This window comes from Acrocarpospora pleiomorpha (assembly GCF_009687885.1).
In the GTDB taxonomy this organism is placed as follows: Bacteria; Actinomycetota; Actinomycetes; order Streptosporangiales; family Streptosporangiaceae; genus Acrocarpospora; species Acrocarpospora pleiomorpha.
The window spans coordinates 72,202-93,409 of sequence record NZ_BLAF01000031.1 but is presented as its reverse complement, the minus strand read 5'-3'; the positions used below and the strand labels follow the sequence as shown (position 1 = coordinate 93,409).

Sequence of the window (21,208 nt, the reverse complement as noted above, 5' to 3'; positions counted from 1 at the left end):
CGGGCTGGTCGCGCGGTGCGTGGCCGAGGGATTGTCCGGGATTGAGTGCCTGTCGGGTATTCCGGGGCTTGTCGGGTCGACGCCGATTCAGAACGTGGGGGCGTACGGGCAGGAGGTCGCGCAGACGATCTCGTCGGTGCGGGTGTACGACCGAGTTGCCAGGGAGACGCGGGATTTGCCGGCGGCGGCGTGTGGGTTCGCCTATCGGGACAGTGCGTTCAAGGGGGATCAGGGACGGCATCTCGTTCTGGCGGTTACCTACGATCTTGCCGAGTCCGGGTTGTCGGGGCCGGTGGCGTACAAAGAGCTGGCTTTGGCGTTGGGGGTCGAGTTGGGGGCTCGGGTGCCGTTGGCGGAGGTGCGGGCGGCGGTGCTGGGGTTGCGGCGGGGGAAGGGCATGGTGCTGGATGCGGACGATCCGGACACGATCAGTGCGGGGTCGTTCTTCACCAATCCCATTTTGAGTACGGCCGAGGCGGCGGAGCTTGAGTTGCGGGCGCCGGAGTTTCCGCGGTGGGACATGCCGGGGGAGCGGGTCAAGGTTCCGGCGGCGTGGTTGATCGAGAACGCGGGGTTCCCGAAGGGGTACGAGCGCGGATCGGTACGGATCTCTACCAAGCACACGCTCGCGCTCACCAATCCGACGGGGGCGGCGAGCGCGGAGGAGCTGCTGGCGCTGGCTCGGGAGGTCCGGGACGGGGTGCGGGAGAAGTTCGGGGTCACATTAGTGAACGAACCGGTCATGGTAGGTGTGCGCCTGTGATGGGCTAGAGTGAAAAACCCGAAGGGGAGTAGTCCAGAATCCGGCGATCGACATACTGACGCGCTACGCGTCCGGTCCCGGGGCCCTCGTGGCGGACGAGACCTTCGGTCCGACAGCGATACCAAGCTGCCGGACCGAAGTCATGCCCCAGTGGAAACGCGGTCCGGTTGCTGTGAACGGGAAGGCCACCTCCGCGTGGAAGCGTTCTGGATCTCCCTCATTGTGATTTTCGTGGCCGAACTCGGCGACAAAAGCCAGCTCATGGCGTTGACCTTCGCCAGCCGCTTTCGGCCGTTGCCGGTTCTCGCGGGCATCACCCTGGCCACCACGATCGTCCACCTGCTCAGCGTCGCTCTTGGCGGCTTCCTCGGCGACACGCTTCCGACCACGGCCATCTCCATCGCCGCCGGCATCGCCTTCCTCGGTTTCGCCCTCTGGACCCTCCGCGGCGACGAACTGACCGCCGACGAAGCCCGCAAAGCTCAACAGGCCACCAAATCCGTCCTTGTCGCGGTAACCGTCGCCTTCTTCCTCAGCGAACTGGGCGACAAGACCATGCTCGCCACCATCACCCTCGCCACCCAACATGGCTGGCTCGCCACCTGGATCGGCTCCACGGTCGGCATGGTCGCCGCCGACGCCCTGGCCATCGTGGTCGGCCGCCTCCTCGGCACCCACCTCCCCGAAAAATTCATCAAATACGGCGCATCCGCCGCCTTCGCCACCTTCGGCGTCATCCTCATCACCGAAGCCATCCTCTGATCAGCTCAGCAGGGCGAGGAGTGCCCCGGCGGCGGTGGCCTTCGCCACGTTCGTCGCCGAGGCTGTCTCTGATCAGTTTGGCTGGGGCGGCGGTGTTCGCCAGCTTTGTCGCCGAAGTCGTCCCTTGGTCAGCAGGCGAGGCGGTGCGCGGCGCCGGTGGGCTTCGCCATATTCGTCGCCGAAGCCGTTCTCCGATCGGTTCAGCAGGGCCGGGCGGTGTCGCCGTCCTTCGCCGAAGGCGTCCTCGGTCAGCTCAGCAAGGCGAGGCGGTGGGCGGCGGCGGTGGCTTCGCCTCGGGTGGAGACGCCCAGTTTGGCGATGATGTTGGAGACGTGGACGCTGGCCGTTTTGGCGGAGATGGAGAGTTGGCTGGCGATGTCGCGGTTGGAGCGGCCTTCGGCTACCAGGCGGAGGACTTCCAGTTCGCGGGGGGTGAGGAGGGCCGGTTCCTCGGGGGCCTCGGTGAGGGAGATGCCCGCACGACGCGCGAGCAGGTCGATGTGAGTGACCAGCGGGACGGCGGCGAGGTCGACGGCGATGGTTCTGGCTTCGCGGAGCCACTCGTTGATCAAGTCGCGGTTGGTGGCCGTGGCGGCGGCATGGAAGAGGGCCTTGGCCCGGGCGTAGGGGCGGTTGAGGTGCAGCCAGCCCTCGGCGGCGCCGATGAAATCCCCGAAACACTCCAGGCGGAACATCTCGCTGACCGGCCCATCGGTGTTCATGCTGGTAGCCAGATCGGCCGCGCGGGCACGAAGCGCGTCAGCACGATCGGGGCTGACGGGAGCGGCGGCGTCGGTGACCCGGTAGATCTGGGCCAGCAGCCGCCAGCCGAGCATGGCCTTACGCGACCACGGCGGATCGATGAGCGCGCTCTCGGCCTTGTCGAGCGCGGTCATGGGATCGCCAACCAGCAGATGCCACCCGAGCGTGAGCCGGGTGTTCTGCGTCCACTCCTGGGTCCACTCCTTCCACCGCCCGGAAAGCGCCCCGATTTCCACGAGATCGTCCTTAGCGGTATCCGCCTCACCCCGCGCCAGCAGGATCCCGGCTCGAGTCCGGGTGAGATGCCAGCGGTTGCGCACCGACGGATCCATGGTCAACGCACGCTTGATGACGGCGAGCGCTTCATCCCACCGGCCCAGAGATTCCAGGGCTTCCGCGCGGTTGTTGGCGATGAAAACGCCCTGATCCCGGTACCGACCGTATTCCTTGGCCAGTTTCTCGCCCTCGACGGCCAACTCGACAGCGTCCTCCGACCGCCCGAGATTCTCCAACGCGTCCACATTGTTAGCCAGCGCGCGCAGGACGACACGCCCGGATTTGTGCTGCGCACCGATGGCCTGGGCGCGGCGGTTGGTGGACAGCGTGGAGTGCAGGTCGCCGGAGATGGAGTGGCCGAGCGCGAGATTGATGAGCAGGTCGGCTTCCTGGCATTCGTCCCCGATCGAGCGCGCGACCCGCAGCGCTTCCTGGGTGACGGCGGTTCCCTCGACCACATGATCCCCGAGCATGAGCAGCGTCCCCAGCCGGGACAGCACCATCGCCCGCGTCTCACTGGGCAGCGGCACCAGCCGTTCGGCTTTCCGCAGGTCCTCAAGGGTCCCGTCCTTGCCCTTCTGGACCTTGCAGTTGACCAGCCGGACCAGAAGCGCGGCCACCCGCTCCGGCGCGACAGCCTCGTCAAGCTCGCTGAGCGCGCCTTTCGCGAACTTCATACACCCATCGATGTCAGCGGCGAGATACGCGGCCTCGGACGCCCGTTCCAGCACGGTCGTATGGTCGGCGTCGATCCGCTCAGCCGCGTCCGGCACCTTGTCCCACAAGGTCAGAACCCGTTCCAGCAACTGGATCTGCTCGGTGTACGCGAAAGCGTTGGCCGCCTTCCCCGACGCCTCCCACGCCGACACCAGCGCCCACAGATCGTCCCGCGCGGAGAACCAGTGGTGCGCCATCTCGATGGCCGCCCGCCCCGGCGGCACCAGGCTACGATCCTGGTCGATCGCCTCGGCATACCGCGCGTGCATGCGGGCGTGCTCCCCAGGCAACAACTCCTCGTGTACGGCTTCGCGAATCAGCGCATGCCGGAACGCGTACGCCCCACCGTCCGCGACCTGCATCACGTTGCCCGCCACGGCGGGCCGGAGCGCGTTCTCCAGGTCGACGTCGGACAGGCCGCTGACCCTGGCCAGCAACTCGTGCCCGACCCGGATCCCGCCCGCGGCCGCGATCCGGAGCACCCGCTGGGTCTCCTCCGGCAGCCGCTCCACCGAGCTGAGTATCAGATCCTGCAGCGATTCGGGGAAGGAGTAGTCGCCGTCGCACTCGACCATCGCCTCGACGAACAGCGGCACGCCCTCGGTGCGCTCGAACACCTTGCCCACCCGGGCGAACTCCGGGGTCCGGCCGAGGATGCCGGCCATCTGCTCGGCCACCTCGTCCTGGGTCAGCCGGGGCACCTCCACCCGGGAGACGCCGTCGACTCTGGCCAGTTCGGCCAGCACCGGCCGGAGCGGATGGGTGCGGTTCAACTCGTCCGACCGGTACGTCATGACCATCAGCAGCGGAACGGCGCGCATGTTCCGGCTGAGGAACGCGATGAGATCGCGGCTGGATCGATCGGCCCAGTGGATGTCCTCGATGACGAGGATCACCGGCCGCCGCTCCGCCAGCCGCTCCAGCAAGGTGAGGATCTGCTCGAACAGCCGCGCCCTGGCGGTTTCGCTCTCGGTGTCCCCGCTCGGCTCCCCGAATTCGGGCAGCAGCCGGGCCAGGTCGCGGGCGGCGCCTTCGGGCAGCATCGCGGCCACGTCGGCGGCGCCCATCTCCCGGACGAGCTGGCGCAGCGCCGCGGTGAACGGCGCGTAGGCGAGGCCTTCGGTGGAAAGTTCGACGCAGCCGCCGGCGATCACGTGGGCGCCGTCCTGTTCGGCCTGTTCGGCGAACCGGCTCACGAGGCGGGTCTTGCCCACCCCGGCCTCCCCGCCAAGTAACACCGCGGCGGCGGCCTGCTTGCGTGCCTGGTCGAATATTTCGGCCAGGAACGTCAGCTCCGCCACCCGTCCCACGAAGACGGGGCTAACCGCTCGACCCACCATGTTGTCCAGCATGTCATGCCTTCTATGGGCTGTTCGCCCCATTTTTCTGCGGGTGGAATCACCCGTTTCACGACTATGGAGGGGCCTTACATGCCCGGCCGGGAGGGAGGTTCCGGCCGGGCATGCATACGGTTGTCATGAGGTGCGAGACTTGCCGAGCCCGGCGCGGTGGCGGCGACTCGCGCTCCGCTGGTGGGCCTTCCTCGACGCCTGCGCCTCGCGTGCCCGACGGTGGCTGCTGGCCTCCTCGTGGAGCTCGGCGACTCGGTTGATGATCAGCTGGTAGTGCAGTTCGGGACCCATTTGAGGTTCTCCTTGATTCGCTTTTTCCTTACATACTCAAGATTCGGGCTAAGGCCCCCAGGCCCACATCAGGCGGATGCCCTATCTCTTGCCGAACCTTTGGCCTAGGCCGCCCTAAGGCACGCCGTATCCCCGCCTTAGACGCGTCAGCATGAAGCTCCGTGATCTCTCTAACGATCTTCTCGGTGTTGCTGACCCTGCTGTCTCCGCAGGTGAAAGCAGCTAAGTGGCGGGTCTTCCGGGTTATGCCTGCGGCCGCTTCGACGCCGCTTGAGGGGGTGGCGGCGGGGGCTTCCGATCTCTGGGTGGTACGGGCCGGCGCTACCGCGCTGCGCTGGGATGGCCGGGTTTGGGGGGAGGACGGCGAGCCGTACCTGATTGTGGGGCGCGGGCGGGAGATGTGGCGGTTCGCGGATGGTCCTGCGGGGGTTGTGGCCGGGCGGTGGACCGGGCGGGGGTGGACGGATCAGCCGCTGGGGGCGCTGGACGCGCATGTGACCGAGGCGGTCGTCGCCGGGCCCGGCGATGTCTGGGCTTCCGGGTTGCAGTGGACGGATGCCGGGATGCGGGATGTGTCGTGGCGCTGGAACGGCCGTGCCTGGCGGAAGGTCACGATGCCCTGGCCGGTCACCGCGTATGCCGCGACCGGGTCCTCGGATGTGTGGGCGGTGAGCAGCATCGATCGGGTCACCCGTTTCCAGCATTGGAACGGCTCGAGGTGGACTGCCATCGCCGCGCCCGGCGGGCCGATCGAGATCAATGACATTGTCGCTTTGTCGCCCACGGAGGCGTATGCGGTCGGCTCCGTGACCAAGGCGGAAGGGGTGGTTCTGCGGTGGAACGGCAGTGCGTGGAGTCAGATGAAGCGGCGACTGGAGGGGGGTGCCTACACGCATGCCATGGCGGATGGCGCCGGCGGGGTGTGGATGGCTGAGCGGGGTTATCTGGTTCACCTGCGGAACGGGCGGTGGATGCGGCAGTCGAGTCCGGTGCCGCAGGCTGAGCTGAAGGGGCTTGCGCAGGGGGCGGGCAGGATGTGGGCCATCGCGGAGGATGCGGCTGGGCAGTATGTGCTGTCCGCCCCGTGAGATGTGCCAAAGATTCGGGCGCAGGATCGGCGGGCTGTTCCTTCTCTCCCGTCTGACCTGCGGTGATGCGTTTGGGGCCTAGGGCGCCGGGGGCGAGCCGGTTTGGAGTCGTTCGTCCTGGTCGGCGATGCTAGGGGGGTGTCAACTCTGACGACCGACGTCGCTTCGTCGAACGCTGCCCTGCGCGGGTTCCTGCACGGGCTGCCCGGTGTCGACAAGGTGGGCGCGGACGCCCGCGCCGCCATGCTGGGCACCCGGTCCATCAAGACCACCGCCAAGCGGCAGGCGATCGACCTGGCCATCTCGATGGTGGACCTGACCACACTCGAAGGCGCGGACACCCCGGGCAAGGTGCGGGCGATGTGCGCCAAAGCAGTCCATCCCGATCCCAGCAATCCGGACGTTCCCCGGGTAGCCGCGGTCTGTGTCTATCCGGATCTGGTGGCGGAAGCCGTACAGGCGGTGCGGGGTTCCGGGGTGAAGGTGGCCAGCGTCGCGACGGCGTTTCCCAGCGGGCGGTCGTCGCTGGAGGTGAAGGTCACCGACACGGCGCTGGCGGTCGCGGCGGGGGCCCACGAGGTGGACATGGTCATCGATCGGGGGGCATTCCTGGCCGGTGACTATCTGAAGGTGTTCGAGGAGATCGTCGCGATCAAGGCCGCCTGCGGGGACGCGCATCTGAAGGTGATCCTGGAGACCGGGGAACTCGCCACGTACGACAATGTGCGGCGGGCGTCGTGGCTGGCCATGCTGGCGGGGGGCGACTTCATCAAGACCTCCACGGGGAAGGTGCAGCCCGCGGCCACGCTGCCGGTGACGCTGGTGATGCTGGAGGCGGTTCGGGACTTCCTCGCCACCACCGGGCGCAAGGTCGGCGTGAAACCCGCCGGCGGTATCCGGACCACCAAGGACGCGATCAAGATGCTGGTGCTGGTCAACGAGACCGCCGGCGACGGCTGGCTGCATCCGGACTGGTTCCGGCTCGGCGCCTCGTCGGTCCTCAACGACCTGCTCATGCAGCGGCAGAAGCAGGACACCGGACGCTACTCCGGCCCCGACTACTTCACATTGGACTAAAGGATGTTCGAGTACGCACCAGCGCCCGAGTCGCGCGATGTCGTCGACATCAAGCCGTCCTACGGGCTGTTCGTCAACGGCGAGTTCGTGGACGGGTCGGGATCGGCGTTCAAGACGATCAACCCGGCCTCGGAGGAGAAACTCGCCGAGATCGCCGCCGCCTCGGCCGCCGACGTGGACCTGGCCGTCCAGGCCGCCCGCAAGGCGTTCAGCACCTGGTCGGCGATGCCCGGCGCCGAACGCGCCAAATACCTGTTCAGGATCGCCAGAATCATCCAGGAACGCGCCCGCGAACTGGCCGTCCTGGAGTCCCTGGACAACGGCAAACCGATCCGCGAATCCCGCGACGTCGACCTGCCCCTGGTCGCCGCGCACTTCTTCTACTACGCGGGCTGGGCGGACAAACTCGAATACGCCGGGTACGGCACCCGCCCCCTCGGCGTCGCGGGCCAGGTCATCCCGTGGAACTTCCCTCTGCTCATGCTGGCCTGGAAGATCGCGCCCGCGCTGGCCTGCGGGAACACCGTCGTACTCAAACCCGCCGAAACGACCCCGCTGACGGCGTTGCTGTTCGCGGAGATCTGCCAGCAGGCGGATTTGCCCCCCGGCGTCGTCAATATCGTGACCGGGGCGGGCGAAACCGGCGCGGCTGTGGTGAACCACCCGGATGTCGACAAAGTCGCGTTCACCGGATCGACCGAGGTCGGACGCCTGATCGCGCGGTCGGTGGCGGGCACCGGGAAGAAGGTGACCCTCGAACTCGGGGGGAAAGCCGCCAACATCGTGTACGAGGACGCGGCGCTCGATCAGGCGGTCGAGGGGATCGTGAACGGGATCTTCTTCAACCAGGGGCACGTGTGCTGCGCCGGGTCCCGGCTGCTGGTCCAGGAGTCGATCGTGGATGAGTTGCTGGCTTCGCTGAAGCGGCGGCTCGGCACCCTGCGGATGGGCGATCCGCTGGACAAGAACACCGATATCGGGGCGATCAATTCGGCCGATCAGCTGGCCAAGATCCGGGAACTGTCCGACATGGGGGAACAGGAGGGCGCCGAACGGTGGTCTCCGGCGTGCACGATCCCCGATCGGGGGTTCTGGTTCCCGCCGACCATCTTCACCGGGGTCGCGCAGTCGCATCGCATCGCCCGGGAGGAGATCTTCGGGCCGGTGCTGTCGGTGCTGACGTTCCGTACGCCCGGAGAAGCTGTGGAAAAGGCGAACAACACGCCGTTCGGGCTGTCCGCCGGGGTGTGGACGGAAAAGGCGTCACTGATGTTGTGGACGGCGGATCGGCTGCGGGCCGGGGTCGTCTGGTCCAACACGTTCAACCGGTTCGATCCGGCGTCGCCGTTCGGCGGTTACAAGGAATCCGGGTACGGCCGCGAGGGCGGGCGTCATGGGCTGGAGGCATACCTTCGATGAGTGAGCGGCTGTCGGTTCGCAAGACGTACAAACTGTTCATCGGCGGTGCGTTTCCCCGATCGGAGAGCGGAAGGTCCTATGTCGTGACCTCCTCCAAGGGCGAATTCCTGGCCAACGCGTCCAAGGCGTCTCGCAAGGACGCCCGGGATGCCGTGGTAGCCGCCCGGAAGGCGTTCGCGGGCTGGTCCGGCGCCACCGCGTACAACCGGGGGCAGGTGATCTACCGGATCGCCGAAATGCTGGAAAGCCGCCGCGCGCAGTTCGCCGCCGAACTCGTCGCCGCGGACGGCGTCTCGACCAAGAAGGCCACCGAACTCGTGGACGCCGCCGTCGACCGCCTGGTCTGGTACGCCGGGTGGTCCGACAAGATCGGCGCCATCCGCGGCTCGGCCAACCCGGTCGCGGGGCCCTACTTCAACCTCTCGTCGACCGAGCCCATGGGCGTGGTGGCGATCGTCGCTCCGCCGGCCGGGCCGCTGCTCGGGCTGATCAGCGTCATCGCGCCCGTGATCGTTACCGGGAACACCTGCGTGGTCGTCGCGTCGGAGCGTGCCCCCCTGCCGTCGATCACCCTCGCCGAGGTGCTCGCCACCTCCGACCTTCCCGGCGGTGTGGTCAACATCCTCACCGGCAGAGCGGAGGAGGTCGCGCCCTGGTTGGCCGGCCACATGGATGTCAACGCCATCGACCTCACGGGCGCCGCTCCCGAACTCGCCGTCTCCTGCGAGGAAATATCCGCGGAAAACCTGAAACGAGTGCTTCGGCCTCCCACGACGCCCGTGGACTGGCTGAGCGATCCGGGCACCGCTCGCATGACAACCTTCCTGGAAACCAAGACCGTCTGGCATCCGATCGGCGTCTAAGCGTCACTCCCGGCGCAGGTGAGGGCGTAGCGCGTCCAGTACGCCCGGGTCCTCGATCGTCGAGGGCACGGGCTCGTCGTGGCCGTCGGCGATCGCGCGCATCGACTTGCGCAGGATCTTCCCGGATCGGGTTTTCGGCAGGCCGTCCACGATCGCCACCTCCTTGAACGCGGCCACCGGGCCGATGTCGCGGCGCACCGCCGCGACGAGCTCCGCCTGAAGGGTCTCCTGCGCCATGTCCACGCCGGCCTTCAGCACCACGAAGCCGCGCGGCACCTGGCCCTTCAGCGAGTCGTGCACGCCGATCACCGCGCATTCGGCCACCGCCGGGTGCGCGGCCAGCACGGCTTCCATGGAGCCGGTGGAGAGGCGGTGCCCGGCCACGTTGATCACATCGTCGGTGCGGCCCATGACGAACAGGTAGCCGTCGGAGTCGACGTGGCCGCCGTCGCCGGTCAGGTAGTAGCCGGGGAAGTGGGACAGGTACGACGAAAGGTAGCGTTCGTCGTCGCCCCACAGCGTCGGCAGGGTGCCGGGCGGCAGGGGCAGCCTGATGCAGATCGCGCCCTCGGCGCCCGGCGGCACCTCCTGCCCCAGCTGGTCCAGGATTCGCACGTCGTAGCCGGGCACCGGCACGGTGGGGGAGCCGGGCTTGATCGGCATCGGCTCCAGGCCGCGGAGGTTCGCCGCGATGGCCCATCCGGTCTCGGTCTGCCACCAGTGGTCCACGACCGGCACGCCCAGCTTCGCCGAGGCCCACCGGTAGGTCTCCGGGTCGAGCCGCTCGCCGGCCAGGAACAGGGTACGGAACGCCGACAGGTCGTGCTTCGTCGTCTCGTCGCCCTCCGGGTCGACCTTCTTGATCGCCCGGACCGCCGTCGGGGCGGTGAACAGGGCCTTGACGCCGTACTGGGAGATCACTCGCCAGAACGCGCCGGCGTCCGGCGTGCCCACCGGCTTGCCCTCGTAGAGCACCGTGGTCGCGCCGGCCAGCAGCGGTCCGTACACGATGTAGGAGTGTCCGACGACCCACCCGACGTCCGACGCGGTCCACCACACGTCGCCCGGCCCGATGTCGTAGACATTGGCCATCGACCAGGTCAGCGCGACCGCGTGACCGCCGTTGTCACGCACCACGCCCTTCGGCTTACCCGTGGTGCCGGACGTGTAGAGAATGTAGAGCGGGTCCGTCGCCGCCACATCGACGCAGCTGACCGGTTCGGCCGCTGCCATCAGCTCGTCCCAGTCGACGTCGCGCTCGCCCATCCGGGCCCGCGCGCGGTCCCGCTGGAGCACCACGACCTTCTCCGGGGCCTGCGGCGTGGCCGCGATCGCCTCGTCCACGATCGGTTTGTACTCCACGACCCGGCTCGGCTCGATCCCGCAGGAGGCGCACACCAGCACCTTCGGCGCGGCATCGTCGATCCTGGCGGCCAGTTCCTTCGGGGCGAACCCGCCGAACACCACCGAGTGCACCGCGCCCAGCCGGGCGCAGGCGAGCATCGCGATCACCGCCTCGGGCACCATCGGCATGTAGATCACCACGCGGTCGCCCCGGCCGACGCCGAGCCCGCGCAGCGCTCCGGCGAACCGCGCCACCTGGTCGCGTAGCTCGGCATAGGTGTACCGCGCGGTCACGCCGGTCACCGGCGAGTCGTAGAGCAGGGCGGGACGATCCCCGTGCCCCGCGTCCACGTGCCGGTCCAGCGCGTTGTAGCAGGTGTTCAGCTCGCCGTCGGGAAACCAGCGGTAGAACGGCGCGCGGTCGGCGTCCAGCCCACGCTGGGGGCGGCGCGACCAGGTCACCGCGTCGGCCGCCGTGAGCCAGAAGGCGTCCGGATCTTTCATGCTCGCCGAGTAGGCGTCCTGGTAGTCACCCATCATCGATCCCGTCAGTCGTTCGTAGCCGGCGCATCACTCCGTCGGCAGCCGAGGGTAGCGCGGCAGCCGCGCGTCCCATGACGCCCGTGGCTTCCAGTTCGGCGAGCTCCCGGTCGGTGAACAGCCGCGAGCGGATCAGGAAACGCACGCCCTCCGGGGCCTCCAGGGAGAAGCCGCTCCCGCGGCCCGGCACCACGTCGATGGTGAGGTGGGTGTGCCTCCAGTACGCGAACTGCGACGCGGACATCCACACCGCGATCGGCTCGCCGACGCCGTCCACCCGGAGATCGCCGAGGCGCACGTCCGCGTTCCCGGTGCGGAACTCTCCGGCCGGGTAGCACATGGGGGAGCTGCCGTCGCAGCATCCGCCCGACTGGTGGAACATGAGCGGGCCGTGCTTGCCGGCGAGGTGACGCAGCAGGCCGGCCGCGTCGGCGGTGACGTCCACCCGGTTGACTGCCATGGGCGAGGCTCCCTGCTTCGGCGCACGAGGGGCGCGGCCTGGGCACCCCTCGTGCGGAGGACTGCTCGATCAGAAGAATCCCTGGGCGTTCTGCGAGTATGACACCAGAAGGTTCTTGGTCTGCTGGTAGTGGTCGAGCATCATCCTGTGGTTCTCTCGGCCGATACCTGACTGTTTGTACCCACCGAACGCGGCGTGCGCCGGGTAGGCGTGGTAGCAGTTCGTCCACACCCGGCCCGCCTGGATGTCCCGGCCGGCCCGGTAGGCGGTGTTGCCGTCGCGCGACCACACCCCGGCGCCCAGGCCGTACAGGGTGTCGTTGGCGGTCTTGATGGCGTCGTCGTAGTCGTCGAACCTCGCCACCGAGACCACCGGGCCGAAGATCTCCTCCTGGAAGACACGCATCTTGTTGTCGCCCTCGAACACGGTCGGCTGGACGTAGTAGCCGCCGGACAGCTCGCCGCCGAGGTCGACCCGCTCGCCACCGGTGAGGATCTTCGCGCCTTCCTGCTTGCCGATGTCGATGTAGGAGAGGATCTTCTCCAGCTGGTCGTTGGACGCCTGGGCGCCGATCATGGTGTCGGTGTCCAGCGGGTTGCCCTGCTTGATCTTCTTCACCCGCTCCACGGCGTCGGCCAGGAACGAGGAGTAGATGGACGACTGGATCAGCGCCCGGGACGGGCAGGTGCACACCTCGCCCTGGTTCAGCGCGAACATCGCGAAGCCCTCCTGCGCCTTGTCGTAGAAGGCGTCCCGCGCGTCCGCGACGTCGGCGAAGAAGATGTTCGGGCTCTTGCCGCCCAGTTCGAGGGTGACCGGGACGATGTTCTCGCTGGCGTACTGCATGATGAGCCGCCCGGTGGTGGTCTCCCCGGTGAACGCCACCTTCCTGATCCCGCTGTGCTGCGCGAGCGGCTTGCCCGCTTCCACGCCGAATCCGTTCACCACGTTGAGCACGCCCGGCGGGATCAGATCGGCGATCAGCTCCAGCAGCACGTGGATCGACGCCGGGGTCTGCTCGGCCGGCTTGAGCACCACGGCGTTGCCCGCGGCCAGCGCCGGGGCCAGCTTCCAGGTGGCCATCAGGATCGGGAAGTTCCACGGGATGATCTGTGCGACCACGCCGAGCGGCTCATGGAAGTGGTAGGCGACGGTGTCGGCGTCGACCTGCGAGATGCCGCCCTCCTGCGCTCTGATCGCGCCGGCGAAGTAGCGGAAGTGGTCGATGGCCAGCGGGATGTCGGCGGCCAGGGTCTCCCGTACCGGCTTGCCGTTCTCCCAGGACTCGGCGACGGCGATGGCCTCCAGGTTCTGCTCGATCCTGTCGGCGATCTTGTTCAGCACCTGGGCGCGCTCCGCCGGCGAGGTACGGCCCCATGCGGCCGCGGCGCCCTCCGCGGCGCGCACGGCCAGGTCGACGTCCGCGGCGGTTCCCCGGGCGACCTCGGTAAACGTCGCACCTGTGACCGGTGTGGGGTTCGCAAAATATTCACCACCGACCGGCGGCAGGTATTCTCCGCCGATGAAGTGGTCGTAACGTGGCCGAAACGTAACCACACTGCCCGGATCTCCTGGCGCCGCATATATCGCCATGTGTTCGCCCTCCTGGGTCCTGGACCGACGAGATGCGGCAAAAGGTAGAAATCTGAAGGTTGCAGCCCCGTTGCACGGGCGTAAACGGGAGATGTGCCGCCCTTGTCCGCACCGGAACGGCGAGGCATGCTGCTGTGAGCAAGACCACTTGCGGGGGCCCGTCGCTCGGGTGGCGCACCGCCCCCCTCGACGTCGCCGCGGAGTGGACCATGGACGCTGAGAACGCGAAGGCCGCGACCACGATGGATCTGTCAGCCGATCCCACCGCGCAGTTCCGGGTGCTCCAGCAGGTTCACGAGGCCGTGCTGAGCGGCGACCGGGCGCGGACCGCACCCCGCTCGGTGATCCTGGATTCCTGGCGGCGCTCCCTCGCGGCCCGGGTCGATCCAGAGGATTTCCGCCCGCCGGTGGTGTACAAGCCGGAGGACGTACGGGACGTGCGCTCCGCGCATCCGCTGCGCGACGTGCTGCCCCTGCTGCGCGAACTGCTCGTCAGCATCGCCGACGAGTCGGCGTACGTCATGATCGTCACGGACGCGGACGGCACCATCCTGTGGCGGGAGGGGCCCGCCGAGCTGTGCCGGCTCGCCGACCCGGTCGGGTTGTGCGAGGGCACCAGCTGGGCGGAGGGGGTCATCGGGACCAACGCGATGGGCACCGCCCTCGCGGTCGACGCCCCGGTGCAGATCTACTCCGCCGAGCACCTGGTGCGCACCTATCGCACCTGGACCTGCGCCGCCGCGCCCGTCCACGACCCCGACACCGGGCGCGTGCTCGGCGCGATCGACATCAGCGGGCTGCTGCACGAGCTGCACCCCGCCGTCGTCACCCTGGTCTCCGCCAGCGCGCGGCTCGCGGAGAACCATCTGCGCGGGCAGATGGAGATGCGGGACGAGCGGTTGCGGGTGAAACACCTTCCCCACCTGCTCGGCCTGCGCGGCGAACCGGGCGCGCTGCTCACCGCCACGGGGCGGGTGATCGCCGCGCAGCCGTACGGCAGGCCGTGGCCCGCGCGGCTCCCCATCCAGCCCGGCAGCGACCGGGTGCTGCTCGCGGACGGCCGCGAGGCGCTGGTGGAGCCGCTGTCCGAGGGCTACCTGATCCGGATGCCGAGGTCGACCCCGGCGTCGCCGGCGACGCGGCGGCCCGTGCTGTCGCTGTCGTTCCTGGGCGACTGGCCGGTCGCGGTGCTGGACGGCCGGGAACTGCCGCTCACCCTGCGGCGCGCCGAGCTGCTGGCGCTGCTCGCGCTGCGCCCCGCCGGGCTGACCGCCGAGCAGCTCGCCCTGCAGCTCTACGGCGACGACGGCAACCCGACCACGGTGCGCGCCGAGATCCACCGGCTCCGGGCCCAGCTCGGCCAGGCCGCGATGACGGCCAAGCCGTATCGGCTGCGGGCGGAGGTCGAGGCCGACTTCCTGACCGTGCGCGACGCGCTGCGCTCGGGCGACATCCGCGCCGCGGTGGCGGCGGCGCACGCCCCGCTGCTCGCCCGGTCGGAGGCGCCGGCGATCAGGGCGGAACGCGACCAGCTGGTCACGGCGCTGCGATCCGCGGCCCTCGACACCCGCGACCACGAGGCGCTGTGGACGTTCGGGCAGAGCGAGCCCGGCGGCGAGGACATCGAAGTGTTCGAGCGCCTCGTCGCCGGGTTGCCCGCGCACGATCCACGTCAGGCTGTCGCCGCGGCCAGGCTCGCATGGCTGCTCACGGAGGACGACGACACGGAGGGAATCAGCCGTCGCGTGGCGTCCGGGAGAGCTCGGGTTCACCCGCGTAGTCCGGTCGAGGCGCGCGCGCTTCGGGTGCCGCCCGCTGCTGGGTCTGCTGCCGCGCGTGCAGGACGTCGCCGATGAAGAAGTCGTACAGCAGGGCGCCGAGCACGGCGCCGACGATCGGGCCGACGATGGGGATCCACAGGTAGTTGGCGAACTGGAGGCCGTCGCTCGTCAGCGTCCCCGGGATGGCCACGTCGCCCCATCCGGCGAAGAAGGCGAACAACCGGGGGCCGAAATCCCGCGCGGGGTTGAGCGCGTAGCCGGCGTTGGCGCCGAAGGACATGCCGAGCGCGGCCACCGCGAACCCGATCAGCAGGGGTCCGAGTTTCGCCGATACCGCCTGGCTGCGGCTCTCGACCAGGGCGAGCAACACCACCAGCAGGAGCGCGGTCCCCACGACCTGGTCGAGGAACGGGCCGGTCCAGCCGTCGAAGTAGCCCGCCGGGAACGTCGCGAAGATGGAGAACGAGGCCACTGCCTGGCCGGAGCCGCGTGGGGTCTGCGCCGCGGCCTCGTACGCGTCGATCGCGGGACGGTAGACCGCGAAGACGAGGGCGGCTCCGGCGAACGCGCCGGCCGTCTGCGCCGCGCAGAATCCGGGCACCTTCCGCCAGGGGAAGCGTCGGCGCACCGCCATCGCCAGCGTGACGGCCGGGTTGAGGTGGGCGCCGCTGACCCCGCCCGCCAGGTAGACGGCGAACGCCACGGCGAACGCCCAGCCAAAGGCGATGAGCAGCCAGTCGCCCGCGCCTTGCAAGGAGACGGTGGGCGCGCTGGTGCGCCCGGATGCGGGGAGCCCGGCCACGGCCATCGCCACGCTGCCCGTGCCCAGCGCGATGAGCACGAACGTCCCGAAGAACTCGGCGAGCAGGTCGCCGTAGCCTCCGGCCAGGCGGGACAGGCCGCGCCGGCCGCGCAGGGGTGTGATGTCGAGCACAAGATCCTCCTAGCGTTTTCGCGGCGTTCAGGGAGATACGCCGACATTGGGGATGATCCACGGGGATGTGTGCTGCGTCACTGTGAGCGGCTCAAGGTTGCATCAGCGTTTCCGGGTAGCGTGCAACGCAACTGCAACGAAACCTTTCTTACGTTTCCTCCCATTGCTGGCCGTGCGGCTGAAGGACAGGTGTGAGCTGGTGTCTTCCGTTGAACTCGATCCGCGGCGCGACTATCCGCTGGCGTCCAACCGGCCGGAGCTGCTCAGGACTCCGACGGGCAAACGTCTCGACGACATCACCATGGCGGCCGTGCTGGCCGGCGAGATCACCGCCGAGGACCTCCGCATCACGCCGGAAACGCTGCGGCTCCAGGCGCGGATCGCGGACTCCGTTGGCAGGCCGCAGCTGGGGCAGAACTTCCGCAGGGCCGCCGAACTGACCGCGCTGCCGGACGAGAAGGTCCTGTCCATCTACAACGCGCTGCGGCCGCGCGCCTCCACCAAGCAGCAGCTGATCGACATCGCCGACGAACTGGAGCGCGTCTACGCCGCCACGCTGTGCGCCCGCCATGTGCGCGAGGCCGCGGATGTGTACGAGCGCCGCGGCGTCCTCGCGAAAGGTGAGACCGAATGAGCACGATGAGCGCGGCTGGCGTCCCCATACCGCCGGCCCCCCGGCAGTCGGAGCGCACCCGCGTCCTGGAGAACCGGCCGGTCAACCTCGACGGCTTCGTCGAGGAGTGGCCCGAGGTCGGCATGGTGGCGATGGACAGCCCGTACGACCCGCGGCCGAGCGTGCGCGTGGAGGACGGCGTCATCGTGGAGATGGACGGCAAGCTACGGGCCGACTTCGACTTCCTCGACCAGTTCATCGCCGACCACGCGATCGACGTCGAGGCCACCGAGCGGGCGATGGCCCTCTCACCGGTCGAGATCGCGCACCTGCTGGTGGACCCGAGGACGTCGCGCGGCGAGGTCCTGGCGGTGTCGTGCGGGCTGACCCCGGCCAAGCTGCTCGAAGTCGTCAAGACCATGAACGTGGTCGAGATGATGATGGCCCTGCAGAAGATGCGGGCCCGGCGCACCCCCGCCAACCAGGCCCACTCCACCAGCGCGCGGGACAACCCGATCCAGGTGGCCGCGGACGCCGCCGAGGCCGCCCTGCGTGGGTTCCGCGAACTGGAGACCACCCTCGGCGTCGTGCGGTACGCCCCCCTCGTGGCCATCGCGCTGCAGGTCGGCGCGCAGACCGGGAAGCCGGGCGCGCTCACCCAGTGCGCGCTGGAGGAGGCCACCGAACTGGAGCTGGGCATGCGCGGGATCACCGCGTACGCCGAGACCATCTCCGTCTACGGCACCGAGCCGGTCTTCTGCGACGGCGACGACACCCCGTGGTCCAAGACGTTCCTCGCCTCCGCGTACGCCTCCCGCGGCATCAAGATGCGGTTCACCTCGGGCACCGGGTCCGAGGTGCAGATGGGCTACGCCGAGGGCAAGTCCATGCTGTACCTGGAGATCCGCTGCATTCTGGTCACCAAGGGCGCCGGCGTACAGGGCCTGCAGAACGGTTCGATCAGCTGCATCGGCGTGCCCGGCGCGGTGCCCGCGGGCATCCGCGCGGTGCTGGCGGAGAACCTCATCGCCAGCACCGTCGACCTGGAGTGCGCTTCCGGCAACGACCAGTCGTTCTCCCACTCCGACATGCGCCGCACCGCCCGGCTGCTCCCGCAGTTGCTGTCCGGCACCGACTTCGTCTGCTCCGGCTACTCCGCCGTGCCCAATTACGACAACATGTTCGCCGGCTCCAACCTCGACACCGACGACTACGACGACTGGAATGTCATCCAGCGGGACCTCCAGGTGGACGGCGCGCTCCGGCACGTCCCCGAGGCCGAGCTCCTCGCCGTCCGCGAACGGGCCGCGCGGGCGCTGCAGGGCGTGTTCGCCTACCTCGGCCTGCCGCCGATCACCGAGAAGGAGATCGAGGCGGTCACGTACGCGCACGGCAGCAACGATCTGCCCCTCCGGGACGTGCTCGAAGACCTCAAGGCGGCGCAGTCGGTCATGGACCGCGGCGTCACCGGCCTCGACATCGTCAAGGGGCTGGAGGCCGGCGGCTTCCCGGACATCGCCGAGGCGCTGCTGGGCGTGCTCAAGCAGCGGATCTCCGGCGACCTGCTGCACACGTCGGCGATCCTGACCCCCGAGCTGACGACTCTGTCGGCCATCAACGACGCCAACGACTACGCGGGCCCGGGCAGCGGATACCGGCCGAGCGGCGAGCGGTGGGAGGAGATGAAGCGACTGCGGCACGTCGTCAGCGCCCAGAACCCGGAGCAGGAAGTCGGCTGAGCCCCGTTTCGAGGAGAGCAATGACCATGGCTGACACGATGGCTGACACCACGACGACGCGTGACCGCGTCCTGACGCTACAGGAGAAGGGCCCGGCCCAGCCGGGCCGCCGCACCGACGAGGTGGTCATCGGCGTCTCGCCCGCCTTCGGCGATCTCTTCTCGCGGACGATCGTCGACATCCCGCACGCCGAGGTGCTGCGCGAGCTGCTGGCCGGTGTGGAGGAGGAGGGGGTGCACGCCCGCGTCATCCGCGTGCGCGGCAGCTCCGACCTCGCGGTCATCGCGCACACCGCGGCGAAGCTGTCCGGCTCGGGCATCGCGGTCGGCGTCCTGTCCCGCGGCACCACCATGATCCACCAGAAGGACCTGGTCCGGCTCTCCAACCTGGAGCTGTTCCCGCAGGCGCCGCTGATGGACCTGGAAACCTTCCGCAAGGTCGGCCGCAACGCCGCGCGCTACGCCAAGGGTGAGTCGCCGCAGCCGGTGCCGTCGCGCAACGACTACATGGCGCGCCCTCGCTGGCAGGCCAAGGCGGCGCTGCTGCACATCAAGGAGACCGAGCTCGTACGCGCCGGCGCCGCGCCGGTCGACCTCGAGGTCCTGATCCGGTGACCCTGGTGGTGGGGGTCGACATCGGCAACTCGACCACCGAGGCCTGCGCCGCCGAGATCGACGAGGACGGCCGGATCGGCTATCTGGCCGGGGCGCTGGCCAGGACGTCAGGCGTGAAGGGGACCACCGAGAACGTCGCGGGCGTGGTCGAGGCGGTGCGCGACGCCCTGGCGGCCGCCGGGCGCGACCCGGCCGGCCTGCACGCGATCCTGATCAACGAGGCGACCCCGGTGATCAGCGGGCTGGCGATGGAGACCATCACCGAGACGATCATCACGGAGTCCACGATGATCGGCCACAACCCGGACACGCCGGGCGGGGCCGGGCTCGGTGTCGGGACCACCGTGGGCCTCGCCGACCTGCCCGGATGCGCTCCAGGAAGCCCGGTGATCTGCGTGGTCGGGGCGGGCGTCGACTACGAGCGGGCCGCCGAGGGAATCAACGCCGCCACCGCCCGCGGGGTCCCGGTCACCGGCGCGATCGTGCACGGCGACGACGCCAACCTGATCGCCAACCGGCTGTGCCGGGCGATCCCGGTCGTCGACGAGGTCACGCTCGTCGACAAGGTGCCGCTGGGCATGCCGGCCGCCGTGGAGGTAGCCGAGCCCGGCCGTACCATCCGCACCCTGTCCAACTCCTACGGAATCGCCACCGTGTTCCAGCTCGACCCGGAGCAGACCCGCATGATCGCGGCGGTGGCCCGCGCGCTGGTCGGCAACCGCTCGGCCGTCGTCGTCCGCACCCCCACCGGGGACATCACCGACCGCAGGATCCCCGCCGGCGGCCTGACCCTGGTCGGCGAGACGGCCAGGCGCGTGGTCGAGGTGGACGCCGGGGCCGAGGAGATCATGGCGACGCTGCGCGGGGTGCGCCCCCTGGCTGACGCGGCCGGCGAGCCCGGCACCCACGTCGGCGGGATGCTCGCCCGGGTTCGCGGCACCATGTCCGAGCTGACCGCGACGCCGGTCGGCGAGGTGCGGATCAAGGACGTGCTCGCCGTCGACACCTTCGTGCCGCAGCGGGTCACCGGGGGCCTCGCCGGCGAGTTCGCGCTGGAGAACGCGGTCGCGCTGGCCGCGATGGTGCGCACCAGCCGGGGGCCGATGGAACGGCTCGCCGCGCGGTTGCGAGTGGCGCTCGGGGTGCCGGTGCTGATCGGCGGCGTCGAGGCCGACATGGCGGTGCTCGGCGCGCTGACCACCCCGGGCGCGGGCCTGCCGGTCGCGATCCTGGATCTCGGCGGCGGCTCCACCGACGCGGCGGTGGCCGCCGACGAGGCCCGGGTCGAGTCGGTGCATCTGGCCGGCGCGGGCGACCTGGTCACCAGCCTGATCGACTCCGAGCTCGGGCTGGAGAACCCCGGGCTCGCCGAGGAGATCAAGAAGTTCCCGCTGGCGAAGGCGGAAAGCTTCTTCCACATCCGGATGGAAGACGGCACGGCCCGCTTCTTCGACGAGCCGCTGCCCCCCGACGCCTTCGCCCGCGTCCTCGTCCTCACCGACACCGGCATGCACCCCATCCCCGCCCGGCACACCATGGAGAAGATCCGCCAGGTGCGCCGGGCCGCCAAGGAGCGGGTCTTCGTGGTCAACGCGCTTCGCGCCCTCGAGCAGGTGGCGCCGCGGGGGAACATCCGGGAGATCGGCTTCGTGGTGGTGCTCGGCGGGTCCGCGCTGGACTTCGAGATCCCCGACATGATCGCGCAGGCCGTCGCCGAGTTCGGCATCGTCAGCGGCACCGGCAACGTCCGCGGCACCGAGGGCCCGCGCAACGCGGTCGCCACCGGCCTGGTCGCCCATTACGCGGCGAACGCCGGTCTCCGCGGGGAGTTGGTGGACCGTGCTCTCGGGTGACCTCCGCGACCGGGATAAACGGGACCGGCCCACGGTGGTGGTGCGCTACCGCCCGGATCCGGCGAACCGGCTCTGCCTGCGCGAGATAGGCGCGGGCCTGGAAGAAGAGGGCGTACCGTTCCGTGCCGAGCCCGTGGAGCGCGGCCAGGACCACGCGACGGCGCGGGAGCTGGCGTACGCGGCGGCCCTGGCCTCCCATCTTGGCGTCGGTGTGGGGGTGGACGCGGCGGGCAACACGTGCGTGCACCACGCCAAGCTGCCGCCGGACGTGCCCGTGATGGCCGGTCCGCCGTCCACCGCCCGCCGCATGGGGCACAACGCGGCCCGTCTCGTCGTCGGAATCGCGTTCAAGAAATGATCAGTGAAG

The 21,208-nt window shown here is 69.5% G+C and carries 16 protein-coding genes and 2 pseudogenes; 12 read left to right on the top strand and 6 right to left on the bottom strand.

Annotated elements, in window-relative coordinates; all coding sequences use genetic code 11:
• A partial coding sequence (locus Aple_RS26765) for a UDP-N-acetylmuramate dehydrogenase (protein ID WP_155347503.1) occupies nucleotides 1-763 on the top strand: 763 nt, incomplete at its 5' end.
• 195 nt (nucleotides 764-958) lie between these two features.
• Entirely contained in the window at nucleotides 959-1,525 is a 567-nt protein-coding gene (locus Aple_RS26760) for a TMEM165/GDT1 family protein (RefSeq protein WP_155347465.1), read from the top strand.
• A gap of 248 nt (nucleotides 1,526-1,773) precedes the next feature.
• Here Aple_RS26760 and Aple_RS26755 read toward each other — a convergent pair whose 3' ends face one another.
• Nucleotides 1,774-4,632 (bottom strand): ATP-binding protein, encoded by a 2,859-nt coding sequence (locus Aple_RS26755; protein WP_155347464.1) that lies wholly within the window; start codon nucleotides 4,630-4,632, stop codon nucleotides 1,774-1,776.
• 123 nt (nucleotides 4,633-4,755) lie between these two features.
• Nucleotides 4,756-4,923 (bottom strand): hypothetical protein, encoded by a 168-nt coding sequence (locus Aple_RS26750; protein ID WP_155347463.1) that lies wholly within the window; start codon nucleotides 4,921-4,923, stop codon nucleotides 4,756-4,758.
• A 161-nt stretch (nucleotides 4,924-5,084) separates the two neighbouring features.
• Between Aple_RS26750 and Aple_RS26745 the strand changes: the two genes are divergently transcribed.
• From Aple_RS26745 to Aple_RS26730, 4 genes are all read left to right on the top strand, one after another.
• Complete coding sequence (locus Aple_RS26745) at nucleotides 5,085-6,011, top strand: hypothetical protein (protein WP_155347462.1); 927 nt, start codon at nucleotides 5,085-5,087, stop codon at nucleotides 6,009-6,011.
• A gap of 138 nt (nucleotides 6,012-6,149) precedes the next feature.
• Complete coding sequence (gene deoC, locus Aple_RS26740) at nucleotides 6,150-7,088, top strand: deoxyribose-phosphate aldolase (RefSeq protein WP_155347461.1); 939 nt, start codon at nucleotides 6,150-6,152, stop codon at nucleotides 7,086-7,088.
• A gap of 3 nt (nucleotides 7,089-7,091) precedes the next feature.
• Nucleotides 7,092-8,507: an aldehyde dehydrogenase family protein gene (locus Aple_RS26735; protein WP_155347460.1), complete on the top strand. Its 1,416-nt coding sequence runs from the start codon at nucleotides 7,092-7,094 to the stop codon at nucleotides 8,505-8,507.
• Entirely contained in the window at nucleotides 8,504-9,370 is an 867-nt protein-coding gene (locus Aple_RS26730; RefSeq protein WP_155347459.1) for an aldehyde dehydrogenase family protein, read from the top strand. Before Aple_RS26735 ends, Aple_RS26730 begins: the two co-directional genes overlap by 4 nt.
• Nucleotides 9,371-9,373: 3 nt before the next feature.
• Here the strand turns inward: Aple_RS26730 and Aple_RS26725 are convergent, their stop codons facing one another.
• The 3 genes and pseudogenes from Aple_RS26725 to exaC all read right to left on the bottom strand — a co-directional run bounded on the left by Aple_RS26725 (nucleotide 9,374) and on the right by exaC (nucleotide 13,307).
• Nucleotides 9,374-11,254: a propionyl-CoA synthetase gene (locus tag Aple_RS26725; RefSeq protein WP_444978886.1), complete on the bottom strand. Its 1,881-nt coding sequence runs from the start codon at nucleotides 11,252-11,254 to the stop codon at nucleotides 9,374-9,376.
• A gap of 91 nt (nucleotides 11,255-11,345) precedes the next feature.
• Nucleotides 11,346-11,714: pseudogene (locus Aple_RS26720) on the bottom strand (DUF779 domain-containing protein); the annotation flags it as partial.
• Between the two features lie 69 nt (nucleotides 11,715-11,783).
• On the bottom strand, nucleotides 11,784-13,307 hold the full coding sequence (exaC, locus tag Aple_RS26715; protein WP_155347457.1) for an acetaldehyde dehydrogenase ExaC: 1,524 nt from the start codon (nucleotides 13,305-13,307) through the stop codon (nucleotides 11,784-11,786).
• Nucleotides 13,308-13,516: 209 nt separating this feature from the next.
• Between exaC and Aple_RS56735 the strand changes: the two are divergent.
• Nucleotides 13,517-15,007: pseudogene (locus tag Aple_RS56735) on the top strand (GAF domain-containing protein); the annotation flags it as partial.
• Nucleotides 15,008-15,041: 34 nt separating this feature from the next.
• On the opposite strand, the gene Aple_RS54710 reads toward Aple_RS56735, so the two are convergent.
• Nucleotides 15,042-16,022 (bottom strand): MIP/aquaporin family protein, encoded by a 981-nt coding sequence (locus Aple_RS54710; protein WP_155347456.1) that lies wholly within the window; start codon nucleotides 16,020-16,022, stop codon nucleotides 15,042-15,044.
• A 199-nt stretch (nucleotides 16,023-16,221) separates the two neighbouring features.
• Here Aple_RS54710 and Aple_RS26700 point away from each other — a divergent pair, with 199 nt between their 5' ends.
• Genes Aple_RS26700 through Aple_RS26680 form a run of 5 tightly spaced genes read left to right on the top strand, consistent with a single transcriptional unit; the run spans nucleotide 16,222 to nucleotide 21,199 of the window.
• Nucleotides 16,222-16,656 (top strand): diol dehydratase small subunit, encoded by a 435-nt coding sequence (locus Aple_RS26700; protein WP_218038516.1) that lies wholly within the window; start codon nucleotides 16,222-16,224, stop codon nucleotides 16,654-16,656.
• Entirely contained in the window at nucleotides 16,653-18,374 is a 1,722-nt protein-coding gene (locus Aple_RS26695; RefSeq protein WP_281361617.1) for a propanediol/glycerol family dehydratase large subunit, read from the top strand. Before Aple_RS26700 ends, Aple_RS26695 begins: the two co-directional genes overlap by 4 nt.
• Nucleotides 18,375-18,400: 26 nt before the next feature.
• Nucleotides 18,401-18,988 (top strand): propanediol/glycerol family dehydratase medium subunit, encoded by a 588-nt coding sequence (locus tag Aple_RS26690; RefSeq protein ID WP_174889884.1) that lies wholly within the window; start codon nucleotides 18,401-18,403, stop codon nucleotides 18,986-18,988.
• Nucleotides 18,985-20,841, top strand: coding sequence for a diol dehydratase reactivase subunit alpha (locus tag Aple_RS26685; RefSeq protein ID WP_155347455.1), 1,857 nt, complete (start codon nucleotides 18,985-18,987; stop codon nucleotides 20,839-20,841). Before Aple_RS26690 ends, Aple_RS26685 begins: the two co-directional genes overlap by 4 nt.
• Nucleotides 20,828-21,199: a glycerol dehydratase reactivase beta/small subunit family protein gene (locus Aple_RS26680; RefSeq protein ID WP_218038514.1), complete on the top strand. Its 372-nt coding sequence runs from the start codon at nucleotides 20,828-20,830 to the stop codon at nucleotides 21,197-21,199. The genes Aple_RS26685 and Aple_RS26680 overlap by 14 nt, the downstream gene beginning before the upstream one ends.
• The last annotated feature ends 9 nt before the right edge of the window (nucleotides 21,200-21,208 follow it).